At 59.3% G+C, this 22,690-nt stretch carries 15 protein-coding genes; 10 read left to right on the forward strand and 5 right to left on the reverse strand.

The features are described 5' to 3' along the window. The first annotated feature begins 25 nt into the window (after window positions 1-25). Window positions 26-1,096 carry a flavodoxin family protein gene (locus AC56KZ_RS02530; RefSeq protein ID WP_497160557.1) on the forward strand — a complete coding sequence of 357 codons (1,071 nt, stop codon included), beginning with the start codon at window positions 26-28 and terminating at the stop codon, window positions 1,094-1,096. 266 nt (window positions 1,097-1,362) lie between these two features. On the opposite strand, the gene AC56KZ_RS02535 is transcribed toward AC56KZ_RS02530, so the two are convergent. From AC56KZ_RS02535 to AC56KZ_RS02550, 4 genes are all read right to left on the reverse strand, one after another. After that, a complete protein-coding gene (locus AC56KZ_RS02535) occupies window positions 1,363-1,887 on the reverse strand; it encodes a Csu type fimbrial protein (RefSeq protein ID WP_497160558.1) in 525 nt (174 codons plus the stop codon). 122 nt (window positions 1,888-2,009) lie between these two features. Next, window positions 2,010-3,011 (reverse strand): Csu type fimbrial protein, encoded by a 1,002-nt coding sequence (locus tag AC56KZ_RS02540; protein WP_497160559.1) that lies wholly within the window; start codon window positions 3,009-3,011, stop codon window positions 2,010-2,012. Continuing rightward, on the reverse strand, window positions 3,008-5,260 hold the full coding sequence (locus AC56KZ_RS02545) for a fimbria/pilus outer membrane usher protein (RefSeq protein ID WP_497160560.1): 2,253 nt from the start codon (window positions 5,258-5,260) through the stop codon (window positions 3,008-3,010). Before AC56KZ_RS02545 ends, AC56KZ_RS02540 begins: the two co-directional genes overlap by 4 nt. Before the next feature lie 36 nt (window positions 5,261-5,296). Beyond that, window positions 5,297-6,022 carry a fimbrial biogenesis chaperone gene (locus AC56KZ_RS02550; protein WP_497160561.1) on the reverse strand — a complete coding sequence of 242 codons (726 nt, stop codon included), beginning with the start codon at window positions 6,020-6,022 and terminating at the stop codon, window positions 5,297-5,299. A gap of 475 nt (window positions 6,023-6,497) precedes the next feature. Between AC56KZ_RS02550 and AC56KZ_RS02555 the strand changes: the two genes are divergently transcribed. From AC56KZ_RS02555 to AC56KZ_RS02565, 3 genes are all read left to right on the forward strand, one after another. Next, a complete protein-coding gene (locus AC56KZ_RS02555; RefSeq protein WP_497160562.1) occupies window positions 6,498-8,801 on the forward strand; it encodes a sensor histidine kinase in 2,304 nt (767 codons plus the stop codon). Beyond that, the gene (locus tag AC56KZ_RS02560) at window positions 8,798-9,454 is read left to right on the forward strand and encodes a response regulator (protein ID WP_497160563.1); all 657 of its coding nucleotides are present in this window, start codon (window positions 8,798-8,800) and stop codon (window positions 9,452-9,454) included. The genes AC56KZ_RS02555 and AC56KZ_RS02560 overlap by 4 nt, the downstream gene beginning before the upstream one ends. Window positions 9,455-9,694: 240 nt before the next feature. Then, complete coding sequence (locus AC56KZ_RS02565) at window positions 9,695-11,824, forward strand: EAL domain-containing protein (protein ID WP_497160564.1); 2,130 nt, start codon at window positions 9,695-9,697, stop codon at window positions 11,822-11,824. A 232-nt stretch (window positions 11,825-12,056) separates the two neighbouring features. Here the strand turns inward: AC56KZ_RS02565 and AC56KZ_RS02570 are convergent, their stop codons facing one another. Continuing rightward, the gene (locus tag AC56KZ_RS02570; protein WP_497160565.1) at window positions 12,057-14,495 is read right to left on the reverse strand and encodes a sensor domain-containing protein; all 2,439 of its coding nucleotides are present in this window, start codon (window positions 14,493-14,495) and stop codon (window positions 12,057-12,059) included. A 642-nt stretch (window positions 14,496-15,137) separates the two neighbouring features. Here AC56KZ_RS02570 and AC56KZ_RS02575 point away from each other — a divergent pair. From AC56KZ_RS02575 to AC56KZ_RS02600, 6 genes are all read left to right on the forward strand, one after another. Then, entirely contained in the window at window positions 15,138-15,773 is a 636-nt protein-coding gene (locus AC56KZ_RS02575; protein ID WP_497160566.1) for an ANTAR domain-containing response regulator, read from the forward strand. Between the two features lie 19 nt (window positions 15,774-15,792). Next, window positions 15,793-16,986, forward strand: a complete 1,194-nt coding sequence (locus AC56KZ_RS02580; protein WP_497160567.1) for a CmpA/NrtA family ABC transporter substrate-binding protein — start codon at window positions 15,793-15,795, stop codon at window positions 16,984-16,986. Between the two features lie 269 nt (window positions 16,987-17,255). Further along, entirely contained in the window at window positions 17,256-18,569 is a 1,314-nt protein-coding gene (locus AC56KZ_RS02585) for an MFS transporter (RefSeq protein ID WP_497160568.1), read from the forward strand. 10 nt (window positions 18,570-18,579) lie between these two features. Next, entirely contained in the window at window positions 18,580-21,105 is a 2,526-nt protein-coding gene (gene nirB, locus AC56KZ_RS02590; RefSeq protein WP_497160569.1) for a nitrite reductase large subunit NirB, read from the forward strand. Between the two features lie 10 nt (window positions 21,106-21,115). Then, window positions 21,116-21,466 carry a nitrite reductase small subunit NirD gene (gene nirD, locus AC56KZ_RS02595; protein WP_497160570.1) on the forward strand — a complete coding sequence of 117 codons (351 nt, stop codon included), beginning with the start codon at window positions 21,116-21,118 and terminating at the stop codon, window positions 21,464-21,466. Further along, window positions 21,463-22,677 carry an NAD(P)/FAD-dependent oxidoreductase gene (locus AC56KZ_RS02600; protein ID WP_497160571.1) on the forward strand — a complete coding sequence of 405 codons (1,215 nt, stop codon included), beginning with the start codon at window positions 21,463-21,465 and terminating at the stop codon, window positions 22,675-22,677. The genes nirD and AC56KZ_RS02600 overlap by 4 nt, the downstream gene beginning before the upstream one ends. The last annotated feature ends 13 nt before the right edge of the window (window positions 22,678-22,690 follow it).

The raw sequence follows: 22,690 nt of genomic DNA on the forward strand, positions 1-22,690 counted from the left end.
ATCGGCTCTTCTTCATGGAGACCTTATGACAGAAGTACGCACAGGGCAGGCGCCGCAAAGGCTGGAGCGCGAGGAATTCCGGACCCGGTTCATGGATGGGTTTTTCGATCCGGCCTACCGCGAAGTAGCAAGCGAGCTGGCCGCGGTCGAGGAAATCGCCTGGCTGGCCTACCGCGACAAGAGAAAAGCGCCGATCACGGTCAAAGCCGGCGCCGGCTTCGCCGATCCCGCGTACGACTTGTCGATCGAATGGAAAACCACGCGCGACCGGCTGCTGGCGGCGGAGGTCCACCAGAAAAAGCCGGACACGCAGAGTCGCATCCTGTTGATCAACGCGTCGGCGCGCAACGACGGCAGCTGCCCGGGCGAGATCTCGAAGTCCTGGCGCTTGTCGAAGATCGCACGCGATGCGCTCGCCGAATTCGGCGTCGAGACCGACCTGCTCGACCTGTCGCGCCTGACATCCGACTACGACCGCCACATCCATCCCTGCAAAGCCTGCGTGTCGACCGCCATGCCGCTGTGCCACTGGCCGTGCAGCTGCTATCCGAACCACGCCGAGCGCCAGACCGGCGACTGGATGAACGAGATCTACGAACGCTGGGTCGCCGCGCACGGGGTCGTCATCCTGACGCCGGTCTACTGGTACCAGACGCCCTCCCCCCTGAAACTGATGATCGACCGCCTGGTATGCGCCGATGGCGGCAATCCCGACCCGAGTTCGACGCAAGGCAAGGATGCGCACCGGGCCAAGGAGATCGAGCTTGCCGGATGGGACTATCCGAAGCACCTGGCGGGACGCGCATTCGGACTGGTCGTGCATGGCGACGTCGCCGGCATCGAAGGCACGCGCCGCTCGCTGTCGGACTGGATGGGCTGGATGGGACTGGTCGACTCGGGCCGGCTTGGCGAGCTTGATCGCTTCATCGGCTACTACGAATCGTATGCCGAGAGTCACCAGACGCTCGACCGCGATACCGATGTGCAGGAGGAAGTGCGCAACGTGGCGCGCGCCGTGGCGCTGACCGTGCAGGGGCTGCGTTCTGGGCAATTGGTGCCGCCGGAAGCGAAGTTGAAGGCGCCGCGGGTGAAGTAACTGCGTTCGCCATCGCTCCTACAAAGAATGGCGATTTTTCTTATATCCCCCCCGGCCACCCACACCGCGTTAGCGAAACACTGCCTGGGCGACAGAGAGGGAGGTCACCAACCAGGGGCCGACGTCGTAGGTATATAGCGATCATTCGACCATCACCAGCGAACAGAACACCCGGAGCACGCACGGTTAAGTCAAAACAAGCATGCTGCCTCCGGATCGATCGCATCCGGAATGCACGCTGGCCGGTGTTTTGCAAAGCGCTCGATTCAAAAGTAAACGGTAGCTGTAATAGTCGATTTATAGCTGTCGGGCGCCGGCGTGCTTTGCGGCGGAATTTCGCCATGAACCGTGTGAGTGACCTGGGCGCCGCTGCCGACATTGGCGACGGTATCCGTACCCTGGGTGTTGCCCCACAGCATAGCGCCGGCGGTTTGATACAGATTCACGCGCACGGTACCCGCATTCCCGCCTGTACCGCTCAGATAGCGGGTCGTGCCGCTTGATCCCGTCCCGCTGCCGGCGTTGAGCCCGAGGTTGTACGGCGTCGTATCGGTACAGGTGACGTTAATATTCGACGTCGCATTTACCGAAGCGGAAATCATGCCTTGGTTCTGTCCAAAATCCATATTCCCGGCGGTGGACACCGTGCAATCAGCGACAATCCTAAGCGTGACATCGAAGTTCGCAGCATTACTGCCATTGCTGTAGACCGCGGCGTTGGTTGCGACGGGTAGTGCAGTTGTAATGGCAGCGCCGAAGAGGGCGATACGAAAAATTTTGCGTGGGGTCATGGCGTTTCCTAAGTGGCAGTGGTCGGAGTGTTCGTGCGTTGCAACAGTTAACTTCGTCTATTTGAATAAGATGGCATTTTTGGTGATACTTCTTGGCTTGGTTGCCTGGTCCTTTTCGATGTCTAGAAATAGATTGTTGCAGTAACCGTATCGCTGTAATCCCCTGGCGATGGCGTCATTTGAGCTGGCACTTTGCCGTAGACGGTGAGAGATTGAACGCTGCCATTTCCAACTCCCCCAAGCAGCGCGGATCCACCGCTGCCATCTCCCCAGCTTGCACCGTCGTAAGTTGCGGACAACTCATACGATATGGTTTCGGGTGCCGCAGCCTTTCGCATGCGGCGTGCTCCGACGTTGCCACTTACCGTCCCCCCATTCAAAGCAATCTGGTAAGCGGTCCCATTCGTACATTCCACTAACATTGTCGCGGTACCCCGGACCAGTCCGCGCAACATGCCGTTGCTGCCAAATTTCAGCGCGCCTACGTTGATGAGGCAATTATTGCTGACTGTCGCTTGCGCTTCGAAGGCAAATGAAGAACTGCCGCCAGTCATGCATGAAGCAGGACTGGATCCGGAATAAAAGGAATAGTTAAGCGTGCCGTATCCAGAAAAGTTGTTTGTGTAGACGGTGTCTGCGTTGCCCACCGTGGACGCGCCCTTCAGGGCAGCGGCGGGCAGCTTGCCGTAAATAGTGAAGGCACGTTTGATCTGTCCTAAACTCAATAGCCCACCCAGGTTGCTATTTATTGGCTGCGTTCCCCCTGAGCTGACGTTATCGCCCCATATGGTCGCCTCTCCGTAGCTTCCATCTCGGTAAAGATTAAAAGCAATTGTTGCACCATCCCTGTTCATCGTGCGTGACCCAGGACTGCTGCCACTGCTGCCAGCCCCCAGACCGACGCAGACTGCGACATTCGGAAAAAGCGGCAAGGCAGGAATACCGGCCATCAAGCTCCAGTTGCATGTGATCGTTAACGTACCGTTCGCGTAATAGTCAGTGCCTGCAAGCGGCGCAACGACGCCGAAGGCGACATCTGTCATTGACGCCGTGCAGTTATCGGCGCAAGCGTTACCGGAGACGGAAAGCAACAACACCAAAAGAAACGCTCTCATATGCTTCATTGGACGCCACCGACTGAGCGGCACGCAAAGGGTCCGAGCACGGGCAACTGTCCAGTTACCGGTGTAAATTGGAGCGTCACTTCGCAGCGGTCATCGCCCTCACCGACTACCAAGCGGTTTTCTTTTCCCATACCATCAAGAAAGACAATGCCGTCGTACCCGACGACGGACTTGTACGCGCTTCCGACCAACGTAACCGAAGCGCCGGCCCTCAAGGGCTTGCCGCTGCTGTCGTGCAAAATCAAGCTCGCCGCCGAGTAGCGGCCGATAGGGAAGCGTGCCACGACGCCTGCACCACGCCGTGGCGTCACGGCTAACTGATTCACGTCAATGCGCGCATCAGCGGGCAATTCGGAAGCATCGATCGACACCGCATTAGCAGCATAAGGAACCAAATCAGGTATCAGGAGATGGCCACGCACGTCGGTTCGCCCCATCGCGCGGTTCTCCAGCGTTACCGGAATATCGGCCATCCCAGTGGATACCAGAACGAACCCTTCTCCAAGATGGCGGGCGGTATGGAGCGCGCCGTCCAGCCAAACCAGCGCGCCGCTCAACGTCGCTGAGCTATTGCTGCCAGTTTTGTTACGCTGGGCGAGGATATCTAGCTGACTCACCTTGCCGGCATATTGAAGCTGTGCTTTGGCATAGCCGCTTCCATCGATATGGCCTGCCTGCGCCGCCCAGCCGAGGCCATTACCGGCATCCGGTGCGCGTTGCAGGCTGACATGACGGCTTCGAGCTCCGGCGTTGGTGCCCGAGCTGACACTGCCGCCGATACGCCCGCCAAAGTTCATGCTCAAAGTCGCGTGCAAGCCACGAGCGTCCCTTTCATCAATGTGTCTATAACCGCTGAGGGTGAAATAGACCGTGCGGCGCATCGTCACCGAATACGTCAGCGCAGCGATGCGGGCGCGCGGCTGTAATGGCACCGCATAGTGGACAAAACTGATGCTCGCGCTCTGGCGCTGTGGTAAGGACAAGCTAAAATTAAAACGGTCGTTACGCAGTGGCGTGGGCGAGCCCTCGTCATTCGCCAAATCTGCATAGCCGCGGCTTGCGCGCAACGACTGCAGGTCGATGCTGAAGTCCGGAGAGACGTACCGATAGCCGACGCTTCCCTGGCCGCCCCGTCGCTGGCCGACGCTGGCCGCAACCGAGGTATTGATGACCCCTGCTTGCCCAAGCCGCGCTACCACTCCCGCGCCAAGATTGAGCAGGTGGTGCCCTGCTTCGATGTGACTCTCCAGGGTCAAGGCACTGTTCGCGCCATGTCGAAGCGAAGCACTGATGGCAGGACTGGAGGCATAAGAAAAAGAGCGCACACCATAGTTACGGCGCAATGTGCCAAGTTCCATGGCATAGTCATTGAGCCCTTCCGCCATTAACCGCGTATCGACGTACAGAGGCAAGGATGTTTCGACGGTGCGTCCGAGGACGTCGCGGGTCACGATAGTTGCATTGCCGGCGCCGTTGAAACCAGTAATGCGGCGGACAATGAAAGGACCGACCGGAACCTGCGTATTCAATTGCTGACTGCCGTTGACATAAAGTGACACCGCACTTGGCACGACAGCCGAGCCAAGTGCCACCTCCAGCGGGTACGGCAGCAAGTCAGGACGTAAGTCGAAATTCTTGCGTAACTGTATGCCACCCATGCGAAGCGAGCGGCTCCATGGCAGCGAGGTGGTGATGACATCTCCCACCTGGACAGTTCGCAGTGTTACGGGATCGGACAGACTCCAGAATGTATCGTAACGGACATAGCGATTATCTCCGCTCAGATAGGCGTGTCCGTTGGTGCTGAAGACTCCTGCTGGTCCGAAATAACGCAACTCATGTAGAGCAGCAGCGTGCGCCCCTCTGTTAAGCTGGCGAAAGAGATCATAGTTAAGCAACAATCCAGGCGACACCACCCCAGTTGAGAATGCGCGTTCACTGCGCGCGTTGAGAATGGTAGGCTCCCGTATCGCGTCAGCCACGCTTATCGCAATCGTCTGGCTGGATGGATCATATCGGTAACTGAGGCCGGCTACGCTGTCCAGATCAACATCCTCAGCGCGTACAATTCCCAGTAGGCCAGGTCGCAAGCCCAGCTCGCGAAAATTGTCGACACTGCTGTGCAAGCGCTTGTCCTTTGTTGTGAAACGCAAAATCATGCCGGTTGCTTGTCCATTCAGGCTTACTTCAAGAAAAAGTTCACTACGGCTGTCCTGTGCATAAGCGCGACCACCGACAAGCAGAAACAAGATGCACATGCACACCCGTACCGTAAGCATGGTTTGCTAACGCAGCGGAACGACGGTAATTGCTGCCGCATTCACAATCGCGCGGATTGTGACCGCATTATCGAACTGAATGGATGCGTCAATCGGTAGCGACCACTCCCTCTCCTCCCCACTCAGCACATAGCCAAGCAAACCTTTACTGATAAAAATGTCATCGCCCTTATTGGAAGCCAATATGGTTGGGCCGAGCTGAGCGTGGAGGCCGCCTGTATTCAGGACACGCAACATCCACTTTTCTCGCTTGCGCAAGAGTGTCCATTGCAGTTTAGGAGCAGCTGCGATCGCCACTGGCGTGACGAAGACAGGCACTGAATATCGGAGGCGAATCTCCACACCTCTGGTGCTCGCGTGATCACCAGGAATTTCGTCAATTAACATCCGAAAGCTTTGCTCGGCAGGAATGTTTGAGGGGGAACGACGAATCAGCCTGACTTTCTGACTACTGTGCGGCGCTATTGCAACAAGCGGCGGGCTAGCGACCAGCTCATCCGTGCGAGTCAATACATCTTCGCCTCCTTTTTGCGACCATTGGAAGACACGTACCTGACCATGAACAGCGTTATCGCCAAGGTTTTGCAGGGTAATGCTTGCTGCAACCTGTCCGCGTTCGAACCGAACGCTGACAGGCGAAATCTGCAAATTGGCGGAGCTGGCTGGCAGTCCAATGATCAGGCCGAAAGAAACAGCCAAGCCCAAGATTGCGGTTGCAATGACGCGCGTCATCGCGATCCTCCATTGCGCTGCGGTTCGGCTCGCAACTTTCCCAACTTCGCTATTGGCAAGGAACGCATGCCGGAATTGTGCGTGCCTGTGACGGTCCTCGTGCACGGTTCGCGAGATTTCACTACAAAGTTTGTATGTTCTGCGCTTTTCATGCTCGTTAGTGAAACGAGGAGAAGTACGGTAAGCCCGGCGAAACTACCCAACACAATACCTACGCTAAGGTTCAGGTCTGAACTATTCATTGATGTTGCATTGCCCTGTTAAAAAGACTAGTTCAGCCTGGCCACGGGGCCCAAGCTGAAATCTCGACGCATGTCGTAGTCATTCTTGAAGGATACTGGCCTGTCCTAATCACTCATCCGAGTGTTTCGCCTAGTTGCCACGGGAAAATTCCGTGCTCTTAGAAAACAATTATTGTATTAGGAACAAGGCAAATCATCGACTGGCTAGCCCTGAAAGTGATGCACAATAAGTGATGCAAAAAATTTATGACGGGATCGGTCTGGCGCCGCTAGTGCATGCTCGCGGCCTCCACGTTGGCCGCACAGTCGCAGTCTTGACAATTGGCGACGGGACAGCGGATCTTGACGATCTTTTGTGCAGGGAAGGCTACGTGGTCACAAATCGCGCTGATCTCATTGCGGCATCGGTGGCAATTTCAACTTGCCTACCGAGTTTGGTGATCTTGGCGTTTCAGACATCATCCGACGATCGCAAGGCCAATGCATGGTTGCGATCGCTTAAGGCAGATTTAACAACTGCCCAGCTACCAGTGCTGGTAGTCGGCTCAGACGCTCGACCGTGTGCGCGGATGGCGTCACTCGAAACAGGCGCCGACGGTTGGTTGCTACAAGCGCAAGTTGAAAGTGAATTATGTCTTCAGATTCGCAATCTATTGCTGTTATTGAATGCAGCGGATCACCGTGCTAGCGGATATGGAGAATGCCAGTTGCAGTCAGCCGCCCTGGACGCGTTACCCGCTACTATTGCGGTGCTTGACCGCAACGCAACGCTGGTGGCCGTAAACAAAGCCTGGCGCGACTTTTCGGAGCAAAATGGGCTTGATCCAGCATACAACTATGGAATCGGCAGCAACTATCTTGAAGTATGTGAACGCGCTTCCCTATGCCCGGAGGACGATAGCTACACCGTACCTGACGGTATACGAGCGGTACTCAGCGGCGCTTTACGTCATTTTTCGATCGAATACCCTTGCCATGCGGGCCACCAACTGCGGTGGTTTTTAATGACAGTAACGCCGCTAGGCAATGAGCTCGCAAGCGCAGTTGTCATGCACATGGACGTGACGGAGAAATACATCGCCGCCGAATCGCTGCGCGACAGTGAGACACAGTTTCGGCAGATGGCAGACAATATCCGAGAGGTCTTTTTCCTCGTCGACGGCCCAGGCGGGCGCCTGTTGTACGTCAGCCCCGCTTATGAAGAAATTATCGGCAGGAGCTGTGCAAGCTTGTACGTTGATCCTGATTCATGGATGCTTGCTATGCCTCCCGCAGAACGGGCCCGCTTTGTCGCTGCGTACGCTAGGCATCGCGCGACTGCGAACGAGCACTTTAACTACGTCTTCCAGATCGTGCGCCCAGACCAGCAAGTACGCTGGATATCCATGAAAGTTTTCAGGATTAGTGGCGCCGATGGATTGCCGACGCGATTCGCGGGCGTGGCTCAGGATATTACGGAAGAAAAAAATGCAATTCGCGACTTGCGCGAAAGTCAGCGCCGCTTTTCGGAATTGCTAAACAACACCAGCTTGCTGTCAGTAATGCTCGACCTTCAAGGGAACGTAACGTTCTGCAATGACGCCTTGTTACGCCTTGCTGGCTTGTCCCTTACTGAGCTCATTGGCGGCAATTGGTTTTCAACCTGCATGGCAACCGAACACGGTGAGGCAATGGGGCATTTTCGCGATCTGCTTTCGGATCCGAAACAGCTACGCTACGAAGATGAAATCCTTACCGCGAATGGCGAACGCCGGCTCGTCTGTTGGAATAGCTCGGTTTTGCACGACCGCAGCGGTAAAGTGATTGGTGTCGCCAGTATCGGCGAAGACATCACTGAACAAAAAAAATCAGCACTTAAAATTCTCAAGCTCAACGCCAACCTGGAAAAAATTTCGACACAACTCTTGCATGCTCAAGAACAGGAGCGCATCAATCTGGCGCGTGAATTGCACGACGACCTAGGCCAGCAATTAGCACTGCTTAAGATAGACCTGCATCATTTGCAGCGCTTTCTTACCGAGTTAGCTGCGCACGAGGCATGGGCCAACATCGACTCCGCAGTGTCGGGTCTAATCGCGCAGATTCGAGTCATCTCAGTGTCGCTGCGTCCACTCTCACTGGACTACCTTGGCCTCGAATCGGCGCTGCGTCAGTTACTGGAGCGCCAATTTGCTACCGGAACATGCCGCTGCATCTTCGAATACGCGGGCTTGCCGGAGAGGCTAGCCGCGCCAATTGAAATCGCCGTGTATCGCATCGTGCAAGAAAGCATTACCAACATAGTTCGCCATGCAGATGCGACCAGCGTCGTCGTGGAGGTCAATGGAGGCGAATCTGGTCATGAACTTGAGTTGATCATCCGTGACGACGGCATTGGCTTCGTCGATCTGGTCAGCACCATGCGCACTGACGGCAGCGGAGGCGGGCTGCTCGGAATGAAAGAGCGAACCGAGCTGCTTGGTGGCACATTTAATGTTAAATCGTCCGCAACCGCAGGCACCCGCATTGAGGTTGCCTTCAACTTAGAATCGACATGACGCCCAAAAAAACAATTCTTCTGGTGGACGACCATGTGTTGGTGCGGGCAGGCATCCGTAGTTTGATTGAGCGGCTTGGCGAATTTACTGTAATTGCCGAAGCGTCTGATCCGGACGCAGCAATGCGTGAGGTAGCCCGGCACGCTCCGGACATTGTCATAACCGACATCACGATGGGCAAAGAAAACGGTCTTGACTTAGTGCGGCTGCTAAAAGACAAGTTTCCACAGACTGCGACAGTAATTTTAAGCATGCATGCTTCTGAAGAAATGGTTACCGAGGCGCTCCAGCAAGGCGCGTCTGGTTACTTGTTGAAGGAGTCGGCACCTGCCGAGTTGGAGATCGCACTGAACGCTATAGCACGTCGGGAAATCTACCTCAGTCCCGCAGTCTCTACCAAAATGATCCACCGTTTCGTACGCGCGCCGTCACCCGAGCAAAAACAGTTTCAATCGCTAACTGCCCGACAATTGCAGATCCTGACCATGATCGTCAACCGCAAAGGCACGAAGGAGATCGCGTTTGAACTCGACCTGAGCGAAAAAACAGTCGCAGCACACAGGTCACAACTGATGGAGCGGCTTGGCGTGCGCGACGTCGTTAGCCTAGTGTTGCTAGCGGTTAAGCGCGGGCTGGTCCCCGCAGAAAATTAGTCCCATCGCCGGCTGAGGCTGCACCGAACAAACACGCGTACACCAAGCAAGAAATCCGCTCGTTACATCCAAGTTTATTTCCCGGACCATCAGGCCACCCCCAACCCATACTGAAAACATCGCCTGATGGTGCGTGAGCAGCGCGCCTTGCTCTCACATTCACGAAAGACATTCTTGGATACATTCTGCAGATTTAGCTATGACGATTGTCTCCGACTTTGCCGCGATCGAGATTCAAGCATGGGAACGACTGACCACGAGCTGCGGCCTTCCGGAAGAGCGAGAGAGGTGCAACGGCAAATCAGGTTGCTGCAGGTAGGGGACTCGGATCAAGATGCGGTGTTAGTCAAACTGGCGCTGAACAAGAGCGGCTTTCACGTAACGTCAGCCCGCGTTCGAGACGGTCTTACGCTTACCGAAGCATTGAAGCAGCATTGGGATGCGGTGCTCTCTGATTTTTCCATGGCTGACTTTAGCGGAATGGACGCGCTGACGCTGTGCCGATCACTGGCAGGTGACATACCGTTCATCCTGATCGCTGAAAGCAATGAAGAAGATGCCGTAGTTGCCGTAATGACAGCAGGAGCCAACGACTACGTGATGAAGCACAATTTAACACGGCTCGCTCCTGCTCTAACGAGAGAACTACGTGGAACTGTTAGCCGCTCCAGTGTGTATCGCGCTGAATTAACGCTGCACGACACCCTTAGCCCTGACAGTGTGTTGCTTCCTGCCGGGCCGGCTTCAGCCTTGATCACTGATTTTCACCGCCAAAATCTTTCGTTGAACGAGGAATTTAATGCTGAATCAGGATGGGTCGATGTGTCACGGATAGAACTGGAAGGTGATCTACAGGCGACATTAGCTTCAACCGATCCCAAGCAGATCGATTCCATCATCGATGGGCTTATCGCCAAGGACTGCCGGACTGGCGCGACCGGTACGGAGCTGAAAAAAACACGTTTGAGCCTGGTGTATAGCGCCTGCGCTCCTTCACCGCGCAATCTTTTCACGGCCGGTTGCGCTACGAAGAGGCCGGATCAATCGCTCGGAAAACCCGCTCAGTTCAATCCCCTGAAGGAACTGGCAAATCGGCGCTTAATGCATGACCGGGTCAAGCAAGCGCTCGCACTAGCAGAGCGCAGCGAGCAGCATGGCGCTCTTCTATACGTCAACTTGGATAATTTCAAGTGGATCAACCATACCTACGGTAAAGAAGCCGGAGACCACATGCTGAAGCAGGCCGACGCACGCCTGTCCGCTGCCATACGTCCGCAAGATACCGTTGCACGCACAGGGGGCGATGAGTTCACCATCATTCTTGAGCAACTCGACGGCCTTTCAGACGTGGTGGCCAGCAGAGTCGACGCCATGGCGCGCAAAATCATCAGCGAATTGAACGCGCCGTACACGCTAAACGGTGCCGCTTACCGGATAGCGGCGAGTATCGGCATTGCGATTTTTCATGGAAGCGAGCACAAACCGGATCAATTGATGAAACAAGCCGAAACTGCACTGTACGCGGCCAAAACAAACGGCCGTAACAGGCAAATGACATTCAACCCCATCATGCAGGCACGTATTGACGAGCGCAACGCAATGGAGGGCTATGTGCGACTGGGGCTGGAAGATAACCACTTCGAACTCCATTATCAACCGCAAGTCGATAACGCCGGCCGGCTTGTCGAAGTCGAAGCATTGATACGCTTACGGCATCCTGAAAGGGGGTTGATCATGCCAGCTGACTTTATCGGCGTGGCAGAAGACACGGGTTTGATCTTGGAGATGGGCTACTGGACGCTCCAGGTGGCCTGCAACCAATTGCGCAGTTGGTCATTTAATCTGGCATCGGCTCATCTCACCGTTGCAGTAAACATAAGCACGCGGCAATTCAACGATGTCGATTTCGTCGCTCACGTGCTCGACATCGTTAAACGTAGCGGTGCAAACCCGGATCGATTAATTTTCGAAATCACTGAGAGCTTGCTGCTAGACGATATCGACCTTACTGTTAGTAAGATGAACGCCCTGCGTTTGTGCGGCATTAAGTTTTCACTTGACGATTTCGGCACAGGCTTTTCTTCATTGTTGTATTTAAAACATCTACCTCTGCACGAAATTAAGATTGACCGCTTATTTGTGAAGGATGTCGTTAAAGAGAGTAGCGACGCTGTCATCGTGCGAGCAGTGATAGCGCTGGCGCATAATTTCGGTTTATCGGTCGTCGCAGAAGGCGTGGAAACGTGGGAGCAACGTGAATTCCTTGCTAACAGCGGTTGTTCCCTCTTCCAGGGCTACCTGTTCGGCCGACCTGACCGTATTGAAAAACTTGATAGATACGTCACCTACCGTGCCTACTGGCCTCAATAGGGAAAACGTTATGAAATTAAAAGAACAGCCGATGGGCGGCTTGATTAAACAGGCATATCTCCAATTGATAGACGCCGTTTATAACGAAACTGCTCGCCGATCTCGTTCACCTCATAGCTGATGAATTGACTACCTTGATGAGAACGCAATCTAAGACAGGTACCTTGATCAGGTCGCATAGATCGGTCACTCGTGACTGGATTGACACGATCAGATCGTTTTACCAGCCGGCTCAAGTTGCCCACGATTCTGACATCGGGTCCGCCAGCATTGCAACGAACGCGTCGTACGTAAGCGGCCGGGAAATCAAATACCCCTGAAGATAATCGCAACCAAAACCCGTCAGTATGTCACGTTGCGCCTGGGTTTCGACGCCTTCCGCGATCGTCTCGATCCCCAGTTGATGGGCCATATTGATGATTGCCTGCGTTAATGCCATGTCCCGGGCATCGTGCTCCAGATTCTTTACGAACGACTTATCGATTTTCAAGTAATCAAAAGCGAAACTTTTTAGATATGCGAGCGCCGAATAGCCCGTCCCAAAGTCATCCAGCGACACTTTCGAGCCGCTTTGCTGCAATCGCTTCAGACATTCTCTGACATGTTCGAAATCGCTGATCAGCATGCCTTCCGTAACTTCGATCGTAATGCTCCCCGGCGCCAGGCCCGAGCCAGCCAGCCGGTCGATCCAACTATTCGCCACGTCCTGCTCGAACTGGACAGGTGAGCTATTCACGCTCAATTCAATGACCGTGCCATACTCCTCCTGCCAGCGCCCCACGCTGGCGATCGCCTGATCGATGACCCAGTTCCCGATCTCGACGATCAGGCCGGACTGTTCGGCCAGGGGAATGAACTGGGCAGGTCCGACAGCGCCGAACACAGGGTGCGACCAGCGCAGCAAGGCTTCGGCCTTTGCGATCCGCCCGCTCGCCACGTGAATGATCGGCTGGAAAAAAATGTGCAGTTGATTACGTTCCAGCGCGTGGCGCAATTCATTCACCATCCTCATTTTTTCCAGTGCCGCTTCCTGCTGTGAGGGAGCGAAATACTGGAGGCGCTTGCCACCGCTGCGTTTTGCCTGCACCATCGCCAGCTCCGCTGCCTTTACCAGCGCTTCCGCGTGAGAAGCATCGTCCGGAAAGACGGCAATGCCGATACTTGCAGAAAGATACATGCCCCCGTTCCCGTCCATCCCTGATGCGTGCTGCGCATCCTTGGCAAGCGGTACAGCAATGGCGTTCATGACTGCCTGGGCTGTCATTTCAAGCTGAGCGCGCGGGCAGTCCGCCAGAATCACGCCGAAGCGATCGCCGCCCAGACGGGCCAGTGTCGACGTCCCCGACAGGCAGGCTTTTATCCGGTCCGACATTTCTACGAGAACGCGGTCGCCTCCGGCGTTTCCAGCCATCTCGTTAATTTCGTTGAACCGGTCCAGGTCCAGGCATAGCAGGCCGACACAATCCGGATCGGCGCCGATCTTCTTCAGCTCCTGTTCGAGGCGATCCAGGAAGAGGCCCCTGTTTGGGAGGCCCGTCAGCTGATCGAAATTTTCCCGAACCCAAAGTTGCCGATCCTTGCGCTTGTGCTCGGTCACGTCCGTGAAGTGAATAGCACGTCTGAACGCGTTTTCGTCGCCTGCCCGCAATATATTGATGTCAACAGAGACGTCGATCATCGTGCCGTCGCTTCGACTGCACCGTAGCTCGCCTTCCCACTGGCAGGGTTCGTCGAACGCGGCATGCAGCGTCGCGGGCAGTTGCGCAGGGGATACAGCAAGCAAGCTGCTTGCCGTCCTCCCGATCACTTCGCCGGATGTGTATTTGAACAGAAGCAGGAATGCGGGATTGGCGTCAACTACGACATTGAGACGGTCGGTGATCAGGATTGCGTCGGATGTGGTGCGGTAAATCAGGTCCGCCATCTGCATCGACTCGCTCAGCTTGCGCCGTGCCGTCGTGTCCTGGACCATTCCCCATATCCGCGTCACTTCATCGCCCGTTTTCGTCGCCCGCCAATGCGCCCGCATCCATTTGCGCGAACCGCTGGGCAGGACCATCTCCGCATCCATGTCCTCAGGCGCCCCGGTGTCGAGCGTATGCCCGAGTGCCTGCTTGATCCGGCGTCGCTGACCGTCGTCGTAGTGCGACAGGAACATCGCCAGGCTGAGTTGACGATCCGGTTCGAATTCGTGCAGCCGCGCAAGCTCGGCCGTAAAGGAAAATCGATTTTCCACCACGTCGATTTCCCAGCCGCCGATATGGGCCAGGGAACTCATTTCGTGCAACAGATTCTCCTGTTCCCTAAGCTTTTGCTCTTCGCGGCGCTTTGCAGAGACGTCGCGCCCGACGCCCAGCACACCCATTATCGTGCCGTCGCCACGCTCGACGGGTGTCTTGAGCAGATCGAACGTTCTAGTCTCGCCTGAACTACTTCCGAGCACGAGCTGTTCGTAAACAAGGCTCTGACATGTCTTAATGACTTCTTCATCACGGATTTGGTGCTGCCGCGCTACTTCCAGCGGGAACAAATCGTAATCTGACTTTCCTAGGATTTCATGCTGGGCACGACCAAGCAAGGTTGCAGCCGCTCGGTTGCAGGCAAGGTAGATGCCATGGGTATCCTTGAGGAAGATGGCGTCCGGGCAGCTTCGTACGATTGCATCCAGCAATGCCTTGTCGTCCCCACAATTCGATTTTTGCCTACTACTCACGCGCCGCGATCCCTCCCATAAAGCAAGGGTTACAAGTACGGACGTCAGCAGCGTCGGGCCAATCCGTTCAGCGTGCGCGGCCCGATGTAGTGGCCTGCTGGCCATGTTCGGGGCTGTCGTGGCAATTGCCCGAGCGTTCGATCTCAGGAAAGCGGCAGAAAGGGCAAGTGCTCCGAAAAGAATTCCACGCATTGATCACCCATGAAGCAATTGGTTGTCTACTAACGCCGTCTGTGTCCAGCCACGATAATAAACAGTTTTTATCGAATCCTGACGAACCGTGGAGCATCCACCAGGGGCGAACAGCACGAATGTCGTATTCCAGGCGGGTGTTTTTCCGTTGCCTGTGCCCGCGCCTCCTCCTACCAGCACGAAAGCTGCTGGACGTGTCCAACGTTATCAAAGTTGTCAAGCTCGGCACTGGCGTATCGGCAGGCTAAGGTACTGGTTGCGGGCCGGTTGAATACATTCGTCGATCACGCATTACGCGTGCATGCGCCTGGCACGGTCCCAGCTAAACTTGTCGTGCCCGGCGAGGAACTGCCCCGCGCCCTCATCGCGGCTGCGCCTTCGTGGCCCGTTTCTTGCATGGTTCGATGCATGAAACGAATCGATCGACCCCTCAGCCTGCGCATTGTCGTCGTCACCAGTGGCGACGCGCTGGCTGGCGATGCCGCCCTCGCTGCCCAGGCCTGCCGTAGCGCGGCGCTGCGCATCGGCTTGCTCGAGTCCGGTTATGACATTGTCGCCTCGCTCCCGCCAGACATCTTCCTGCCCGAGCGGATCGCCCAGTTGCAGCCTGACCTGATCATTGTCGACAGCGAGTCCGATGCGCGCGATGTGCTCGAGCACATCGTCATCGCCACGCGCGAGGAACGGCGGCCGATCGTGCTGTTCACGGAAAATGACAGCACGGCGACGATGGAAGCGGCGGTGGCCGCGGGAGTCTCGGCCTATATCGTGGCCGGCCTGCGCGCCGAAAGGGTGCGTCCGGTACTCGACGTGGCGCTGGCGCGCTTCAGGCGCGAACAGAAGCTGCTGGGCGAACTGGCGGACACGCGCCAGAAGCTCGCCGAACGCAAGGTCATCGAACGCGCCAAGGGCACGCTGATGGCGCGCCACCGCTTGACCGAACAGGAAGCCTATGGCCGCTTGCGCAGCGTGGCGATGAACAAGAACATGAGACTGGCCGAGATCGCGCAGCGCATCCTCGACGTCGAGGACTTGCTGGGTTAGACCCGGCGAAAGGAACCGCATGACAGGCTTGGCAAGCAAGGGCGCCACCGTTGGCGCTAAATTCGGCGACCAGGGCGCGGGATCGGACCGGCCGGAAAAGGAAGTGCTCAGGATAGGCTTCATGCCGCTGGCCGACTGCGCGCCGCTGGTGATGGCGTCCATCCTCGGCTTCGACGAAAAATACGGCGTTCGGCTGGTGCTGGAAAAGCAGCACTCGTGGTCCGGCATGCGCGACCGCCTGACGAACGGCGAGCTCGATGCGGCGCAGGCTCTGTACGGCTTGCTGTATGGCCTGCAGATGGGCATCGGCAGCGCGGCGCGCGACATGGCGGTGCTGATGAACCTGAACCAGAACGGCCAGGCTATCGTGCTCTCCCGCGCCATCGCGGCAGCCGGCGTCAGGGATGGCGACGGGCTGGCACAGCTGATGCGCGGACAGCCGCGCCGCTACACCTTCGCCCATACCTTCCCCACCGGGAACCACGCGATGTTCCTGTGCTACTGGCTGGCCGCCTCCGGGATCGATCCACTGACGCAGACCCGGCTCGTCACCCTGCCCCCAAGCCAGATGGCGCCCAACCTGGAAGCCGGCCACATGGATGGCTTCTGCGCGGGCGAGCCCTGGAGCAGGCGCGCAGTGATCGAGGCGAGCGGCGTACTGGCCGCGCCCAGCAGCCAGGTCTGGCCCGACCATCCCGGCAAGGCGCTCGGGGCCCGCGCCGATTTCGTCGCCCGCCATCCGAACACCTGCCGCGCCCTGGTCGCCGCCATGCTCGACACGGCGCGCTGGCTCGACGCCTCGCCGACGAACCGCGAAGCGGCCGCCGAAGTGCTGGCCAGCCCCGCCTATGTCCATGCCGATATCGATCTGCTGCGCGCAAGCCTGGTTCCGCGACCGAGCGATTTCCCGGGCCTGCGCTTCTTCGGCGACGGCGAGGCCACTTACCCGTGGCTGTCGGACGGGATGTGGTTCCTGACCCAGCAGCGGCGCTGGGGACTGCTGCGCGAGGACCCGGATTTCGCCGCTGTGGCGCGTGCGGTCAATCATCTGGATATCTACCGCGAGGCGGCGTTGCAGGCGGGCGTGGACCTGCCGGCTGGCGACATGCGCAGCAGCAGGCTGATCGATGGCAGGGTCTGGGATGGGAGCGATCCAGCCGGCTATGCCGCGTGGCCGGGAATTCCCGGTGCGGCGCAGCCTGTCATCGCTTGAATTGAATTCCAGACCAGCGCGGTGCGGCGTCCCGCATCATTTCAGCGCATGGTGCACTGCAATGTAGCGCCTCCACGAATCTGCAAGGCTGTGCGCCCCGCCCGGGGCCTGGCACGGCTCTTGCACTTACCCTGACAGGATCAACGACGATCCTTCGGCACCACAACAGTTGGTCCAATGCTGGACCGGCCTTTCGGACAACGGCGTCCGCCTCCCTGGAAACTACCACGGGATGCGGACGCCTTTTTGTTTCATGAACGAGGGATACCATGACCAGCAAAGCAAACAGCATCACGCTCACCGACTTCCATACGCCCCAGATGCGGGCCTTCCACCTGACCTGGGTCGCATTTTTCATCTGCTTTTTTGCCTGGTTCGCCTGCGCGCCGCTGATGCCGGTCATTAAAGGCGAGTTCGGCCTGTCGGTGGCGCAGATCGCCAACATCAACATCGCCGCCGTCGCCATTACCATCCTGGTGCGCCTTATCGTCGGCCCGATGTGCGACCGCTACGGTCCGCGCAAGACCTATACCGCCCTGCTGGCCCTGGGCGCGATTCCCGTGCTCGGCGTTGCCTTCGCGCAGAGCTACGAAAGCTTTCTCCTGTTCCGCCTCGGTATCGGGGCGGTCGGCGCCAGCTTCGTCATTACCCAGTACCACACCTCGGTGATGTTCTCGTCCAGGGTCGTCGGCACTGCCAACGCGGCCGCTGCCGGCTGGGGAAATGCCGGCGGCGGCGCGGCGCAGGCCGCCATGCCGCTGCTGCTGGGCGCACTCGTCATGGCGGGCGTCAGCGAAACGCTGGGCTGGCGCCTGGCGCTGGTGGTGCCGGGCGTGGCGATGCTGCTCATGTCCGTCGTCTACTGGCGCTATACGCAGGATTGCCCGGCGGGCAACTTCAGCGAGCTGCGCGCGGCCGGTATCCCGTTCGAGGGCGGCGGCAAGGGCGGCCTGGCGAGTTTCAAGGCAGCCTGCCGCAATCACCGCGCCTGGCTCCTGTTCGTCACCTACGGCGCCTGCTTCGGCATCGAGATCTTCATCCACAACATCGCCGCCATCTATTACGTCGACCACTACGGTCTCTCGCTGGGCGCGGCCGGCATGGCGGCCGGGAGCTTCGGCCTGCTGGCGCTGTTTGCCCGTGCCCTGGGCGGCTGGCTGTCGGACCGCAGCGCAGGAAGAGCGGGCGGTGACCTCAACAGCCGTGTCACGGTCCTGTTCGTACTGATGATCGGCGAAGGCCTGGGCCTGCTCTGGTTCGCGAACGCCGAAGGCGTCGCCTTTGCCCTGCTGGCGATGCTGATCTTCGGCCTGTTCACCCACATGGCTTGCGGGGCGACCTACGCGCTGGTGCCCTTCGTCGCACCCAAGGCGCTCGGCGGCGTGGCAGGCATCGTCGGCGCCGGCGGCAATGTCGGCGCGGTGCTGGCGGGCTTTCTCATGAAAGGTACCGGCGACGTGCGCCAGACCCTGACGATCCTCGGCGGCCTCGTGGTCGTCGCCAGCCTGTGCGCACTCGGCGCCCGTTTCAGCAGTACCGCCGTCAATGCTGGCGCCGCCGATCCCGCAGCGGCCAGCGCGTAAGGAGAACAGCATGGACATCATCGTCATCGGCCACGGCATGGTTGGCCACAAATTTGTCGAGTCGCTCGCCGCGGTGGCGCCGCACGTGCACATCACGGTGCTCGGCGAAGAGCCGCGTCCGGCTTACGACCGCGTGCACCTGTCCGACTTCTTCGCCGGGAAGACGGCCGACGACCTGTCGCTGGTCGCACCCGGCTTCTTCGACCGCGCCAACCTGGCGCTGAAACTGAACGCGAAAGTGGTCGCCATCGACCGCGCCGCCCGTGCCGTCACCCTGGCCGGCGGTGAAGTACTGTTCTACGACAAGCTGGTCCTGGCCACCGGTTCCGCGCCCTTCGTGCCGCCAGTTCCGGGCCGCGAGCGCGCCGACTGCTTCGTGTACCGCACCATCGAAGACCTGGAAGCGATGCGCGAATGCGGCGCCCGTTCGCGCACCGGTGTCGTCATCGGCGGCGGCCTGCTTGGCCTGGAATGCGCCAAAGCGCTGCGCGACCTGGGCCTGGAAGCCCACGTCGTCGAGTTCGCGCCGCGCCTGATGGCGGTCCAGGTCGACGATCCGGGCGCCGGCGTGCTGCGCCGCCGTATCGAGGAGCTTGGCGTCACGGTCCACACCGGCAAGAACACGCTGGCGATCGTCGACGGGCAAAACGCCAGGCACCGGATGGAATTTGCCGACGGCACCCATCTCGATACCGACATGATCGTTTTTTCGGCCGGCATCCGCCCACGCGACGAGCTGGCCCGCGCCAGCGCACTGGCGCTCGGCCCGCGCGGGGGCGTCGCCATCGACGACGATTGCCTCACCTCCGACCCCCACATCTATGCTGTCGGCGAGTGTGCCGCATGGAAGGGCCAGCTGTTCGGCCTGGTGGCGCCGGGCTACGACATGGCGCGCACCGCTGCGCGCCACCTGCTGGGCGCACCGGGCGGCTTTGCCGGCGCGGACCTGAGCACCAAGCTCAAACTGATGGGCGTGGACGTGGCCAGCATCGGCGACGCCCATGGGGCGACGTCCGGCAGCCGCAGCGTCCAGTACCTGGACGAGCGTCGCCAGACCTATAAAAAGCTGGTCGTCAGCGATTGTGGCAAGCGGCTGCTGGGCGCGGTGCTGGTCGGTGACGCCGCCGAGTACGGAACCCTGCTGCAGATGGCCCTGAACGGCATCGAACTGCCGGAATTCCCGGAAAGCCTGATCCTGCCGCAAGCAGGCGCCCTGCCCAGGCGCGGCCTGGGCGTCGACGCGCTGCCCGATTCGGCCCAGATCTGCTCCTGCAACGACATCTCGAAAGCCACCCTGTGCGCGGCCGTGCAGGATGGGGCGACCAGCATCGGCGCCCTGAAAAAATGCACCAGCGCTGGCACCGCCTGTGGCGGCTGCGTCCCGTTGGTCACGCAAGTGCTCACGGCCGAACTGGCCAGGCAGGGTATCGCCGTCAGCCGCGCACTGTGCGAACACTTCAATCATACGCGCCAGGAGCTGCATCACCTCGTGCGCATCGGCCGCATCAAGAGTTTCGGCGAACTGCTTTCGCGCCACGGCACGGGCCTGGGCTGCGACATCTGCAAGCCGGTCGCCGCGAATATCCTGGCCTCGACCTGGAATGATTTCGTGCTCAAGCCGGAACACGCGAGCCTGCAGGATTCGAACGACTACTTCCTCGGCAATATCCAGAAGGACGGCACCTACTCGGTGGTGCCGCGCATGCCGGGCGGTGAAGTCACGGCCGACGGTTTGATCGCGGTCGGCACGATCGCCAAGAAGTACGGCCTGTACACCAAGATCACCGGTGGCCAGCGCGTCGACCTGTTCGGCGCCCGCGTCGACCAGCTGCCGCCGATCTGGGAAGAGCTGATCGCGGCCGGCTTCGAGTCCGGCCACGCTTACGGCAAGTCGCTGCGGACAGTGAAATCCTGCGTCGGCTCGACCTGGTGCCGCTACGGTGTCGGCGACAGCGCTGCCTTTGCGATTGCACTGGAACACCGCTACAAGGGCCTGCGCACGCCGCACAAGGTGAAATTCGGCGTGTCCGGCTGCACGCGCGAATGCGCCGAGGCCCAGGGCAAGGACGTCGGCCTGATCGCCACCGACAAGGGCTGGAACCTGTACGTGTGCGGCAACGGCGGCATGAAGCCGCGCCACGCGGAACTGCTGGCCTCGAACCTGGACGAAGCGACGGTGGTGACACTAGTCGACCGCTTCCTGATGTTCTATGTCCGCACCGGCGACCGCCTGCAGCGCACCAGCACCTGGCGCGAGCACCTCGAGGGCGGCCTGGACTACCTGAAGCAGGTCGTGGTCGAGGACAAACTCGGCATCGGCGCCGAACTCGAAGCCGACATGCAGGCCGTGGTCGACACCTATGCCTGCGAGTGGAAGAACGCGGTGGAGGATCCGGAGGTGCGCAAGCGTTTCCGCCATTTCATCAATAGCGAAGCGAAGGACGACAACGTCGTCTTCATGCCGGAACGCGGCCAGGTCCGTCCCGCCACCATCGAAGAACGCCGCCGCACGATTCCCATCGTCGTGGCGCATTGAGGAGCCGACCATGCACCGGGATTCGCAAGCAAGCCAATTGCACCACTGGAGCGCAGTCTGCGCGTTCGACGAGATCGTTCCCGACACCGGCGTGTGCGCCCTGCTCAACGGGCGCCAGGTAGCCGTGTTCCGCGTCGGCCTTGAAACGCTCTTCGCCATCGATAACTACGATCCGAATTCGAACGCGGCCGTGCTCTCGCGTGGGCTGGTCGGCAGCCTGGGCGAACGGATTGTGGTTGCCTCGCCCATCTACAAGCACCACTTCGATCTTGCAACCGGCGAATGCCTGGAAGCGCCGGCGCACTCGGTGAACAGTTACCCGGTGCGGGTCGACCAGGGCACTGTCTGGGTTGCAGCATGAAGCCGCGCCTGGTCGTCATCGGCAACGGCATGGCAGGCATGCGCACGGTCGAAGAGCTGTTGAAACTCGACGCCGGCCTCTACGACATCACCGTCTTCGGCGCCGAGCCGCACGGGAACTACAACCGTGTGCTGCTCTCCCCGCTGCTGGCGGGCGACAAGAACGTCGACGAGATCATGCTCCATCCGCGTCCCTGGTATGTCGAAAACGGCATTACCCTGCACGCGGGCGACCCGGTGCTGCGCATCGACCGCAAGCGCCGCGTCGTCATTGCCCGTTCTGGCATGCAAGCGCCGTATGACCGCCTGCTGCTGGCAACCGGTTCGACACCCTTCGTACTGCCGATTCCCGGCAACACCTTGCCGGGCGTGGTCGGCTTTCGCGACCTGCACGATGTCGACATCATGCTCGCCGCTGCCCGCCAGGGTGGACGCGCGATCGTCATCGGCGGCGGCTTGCTCGGCCTCGAAGGGGCGCACGCCCTGATGCGGCGCGGGATGGACGTCACCGTCGTGCATCTGGCCGCGAGCCTGATGAACCAGCAGCTCGACGGCGAAGCCGGTCGCCTGCTGAAGGACTCGCTCGAGCGCGCAGGCCTGCGCATCCTGTTGGGCGCCCAGACCAGTGCAATCGCGGGCGAGGGCAAGGTCGAGAGCGTGCGTTTCGCCGACGGCAGCGAATTGAAGGCCGACCTGGTCGTGATGGCCGCCGGCGTACGTCCGAACGTGGCCCTGGGCCGCGAAGCCGGCCTGCATTGCGAGCGCGCCATCGTGGTCGACGATACGCTGCAAACCTATGACCCGCGCATCTACGCGGTCGGCGAGTGCGTCCAGCACCGGCGCGCCACCTTCGGCCTGGTCGCACCGGTATGGGAACAGGCCCGCGTCTGCGCCGCCCACCTGGCCGGCGCCGGCCACCGCCGCTATGTGCAGGCAGCCACCGCGACCAAACTGAAAGTGACCGGTATCGACCTGTACTCGGCCGGGGACATCGCCGGCGGCGCCGGCAGCGAAGAGCTGGTGCTGCGCGACCGTCACAGCGGTGTCTACAAACGCCTGGTGCTCGAGGGACCACGCGTCACCGGCGCGGTGCTGGTGGGCGACGTCGGCGACGGCCCCTGGTATTTCGATCTGATCCAGCGCGCCGCCGACGTAACGGCTTTTCGTGACCGCCTGCTGTTTGGCGAAGCACTCTGCGGGCCCGCCACATGAAAGAAGGAAGACC

This window comes from Telluria sp. LT2P34 (genome assembly GCF_059685915.1).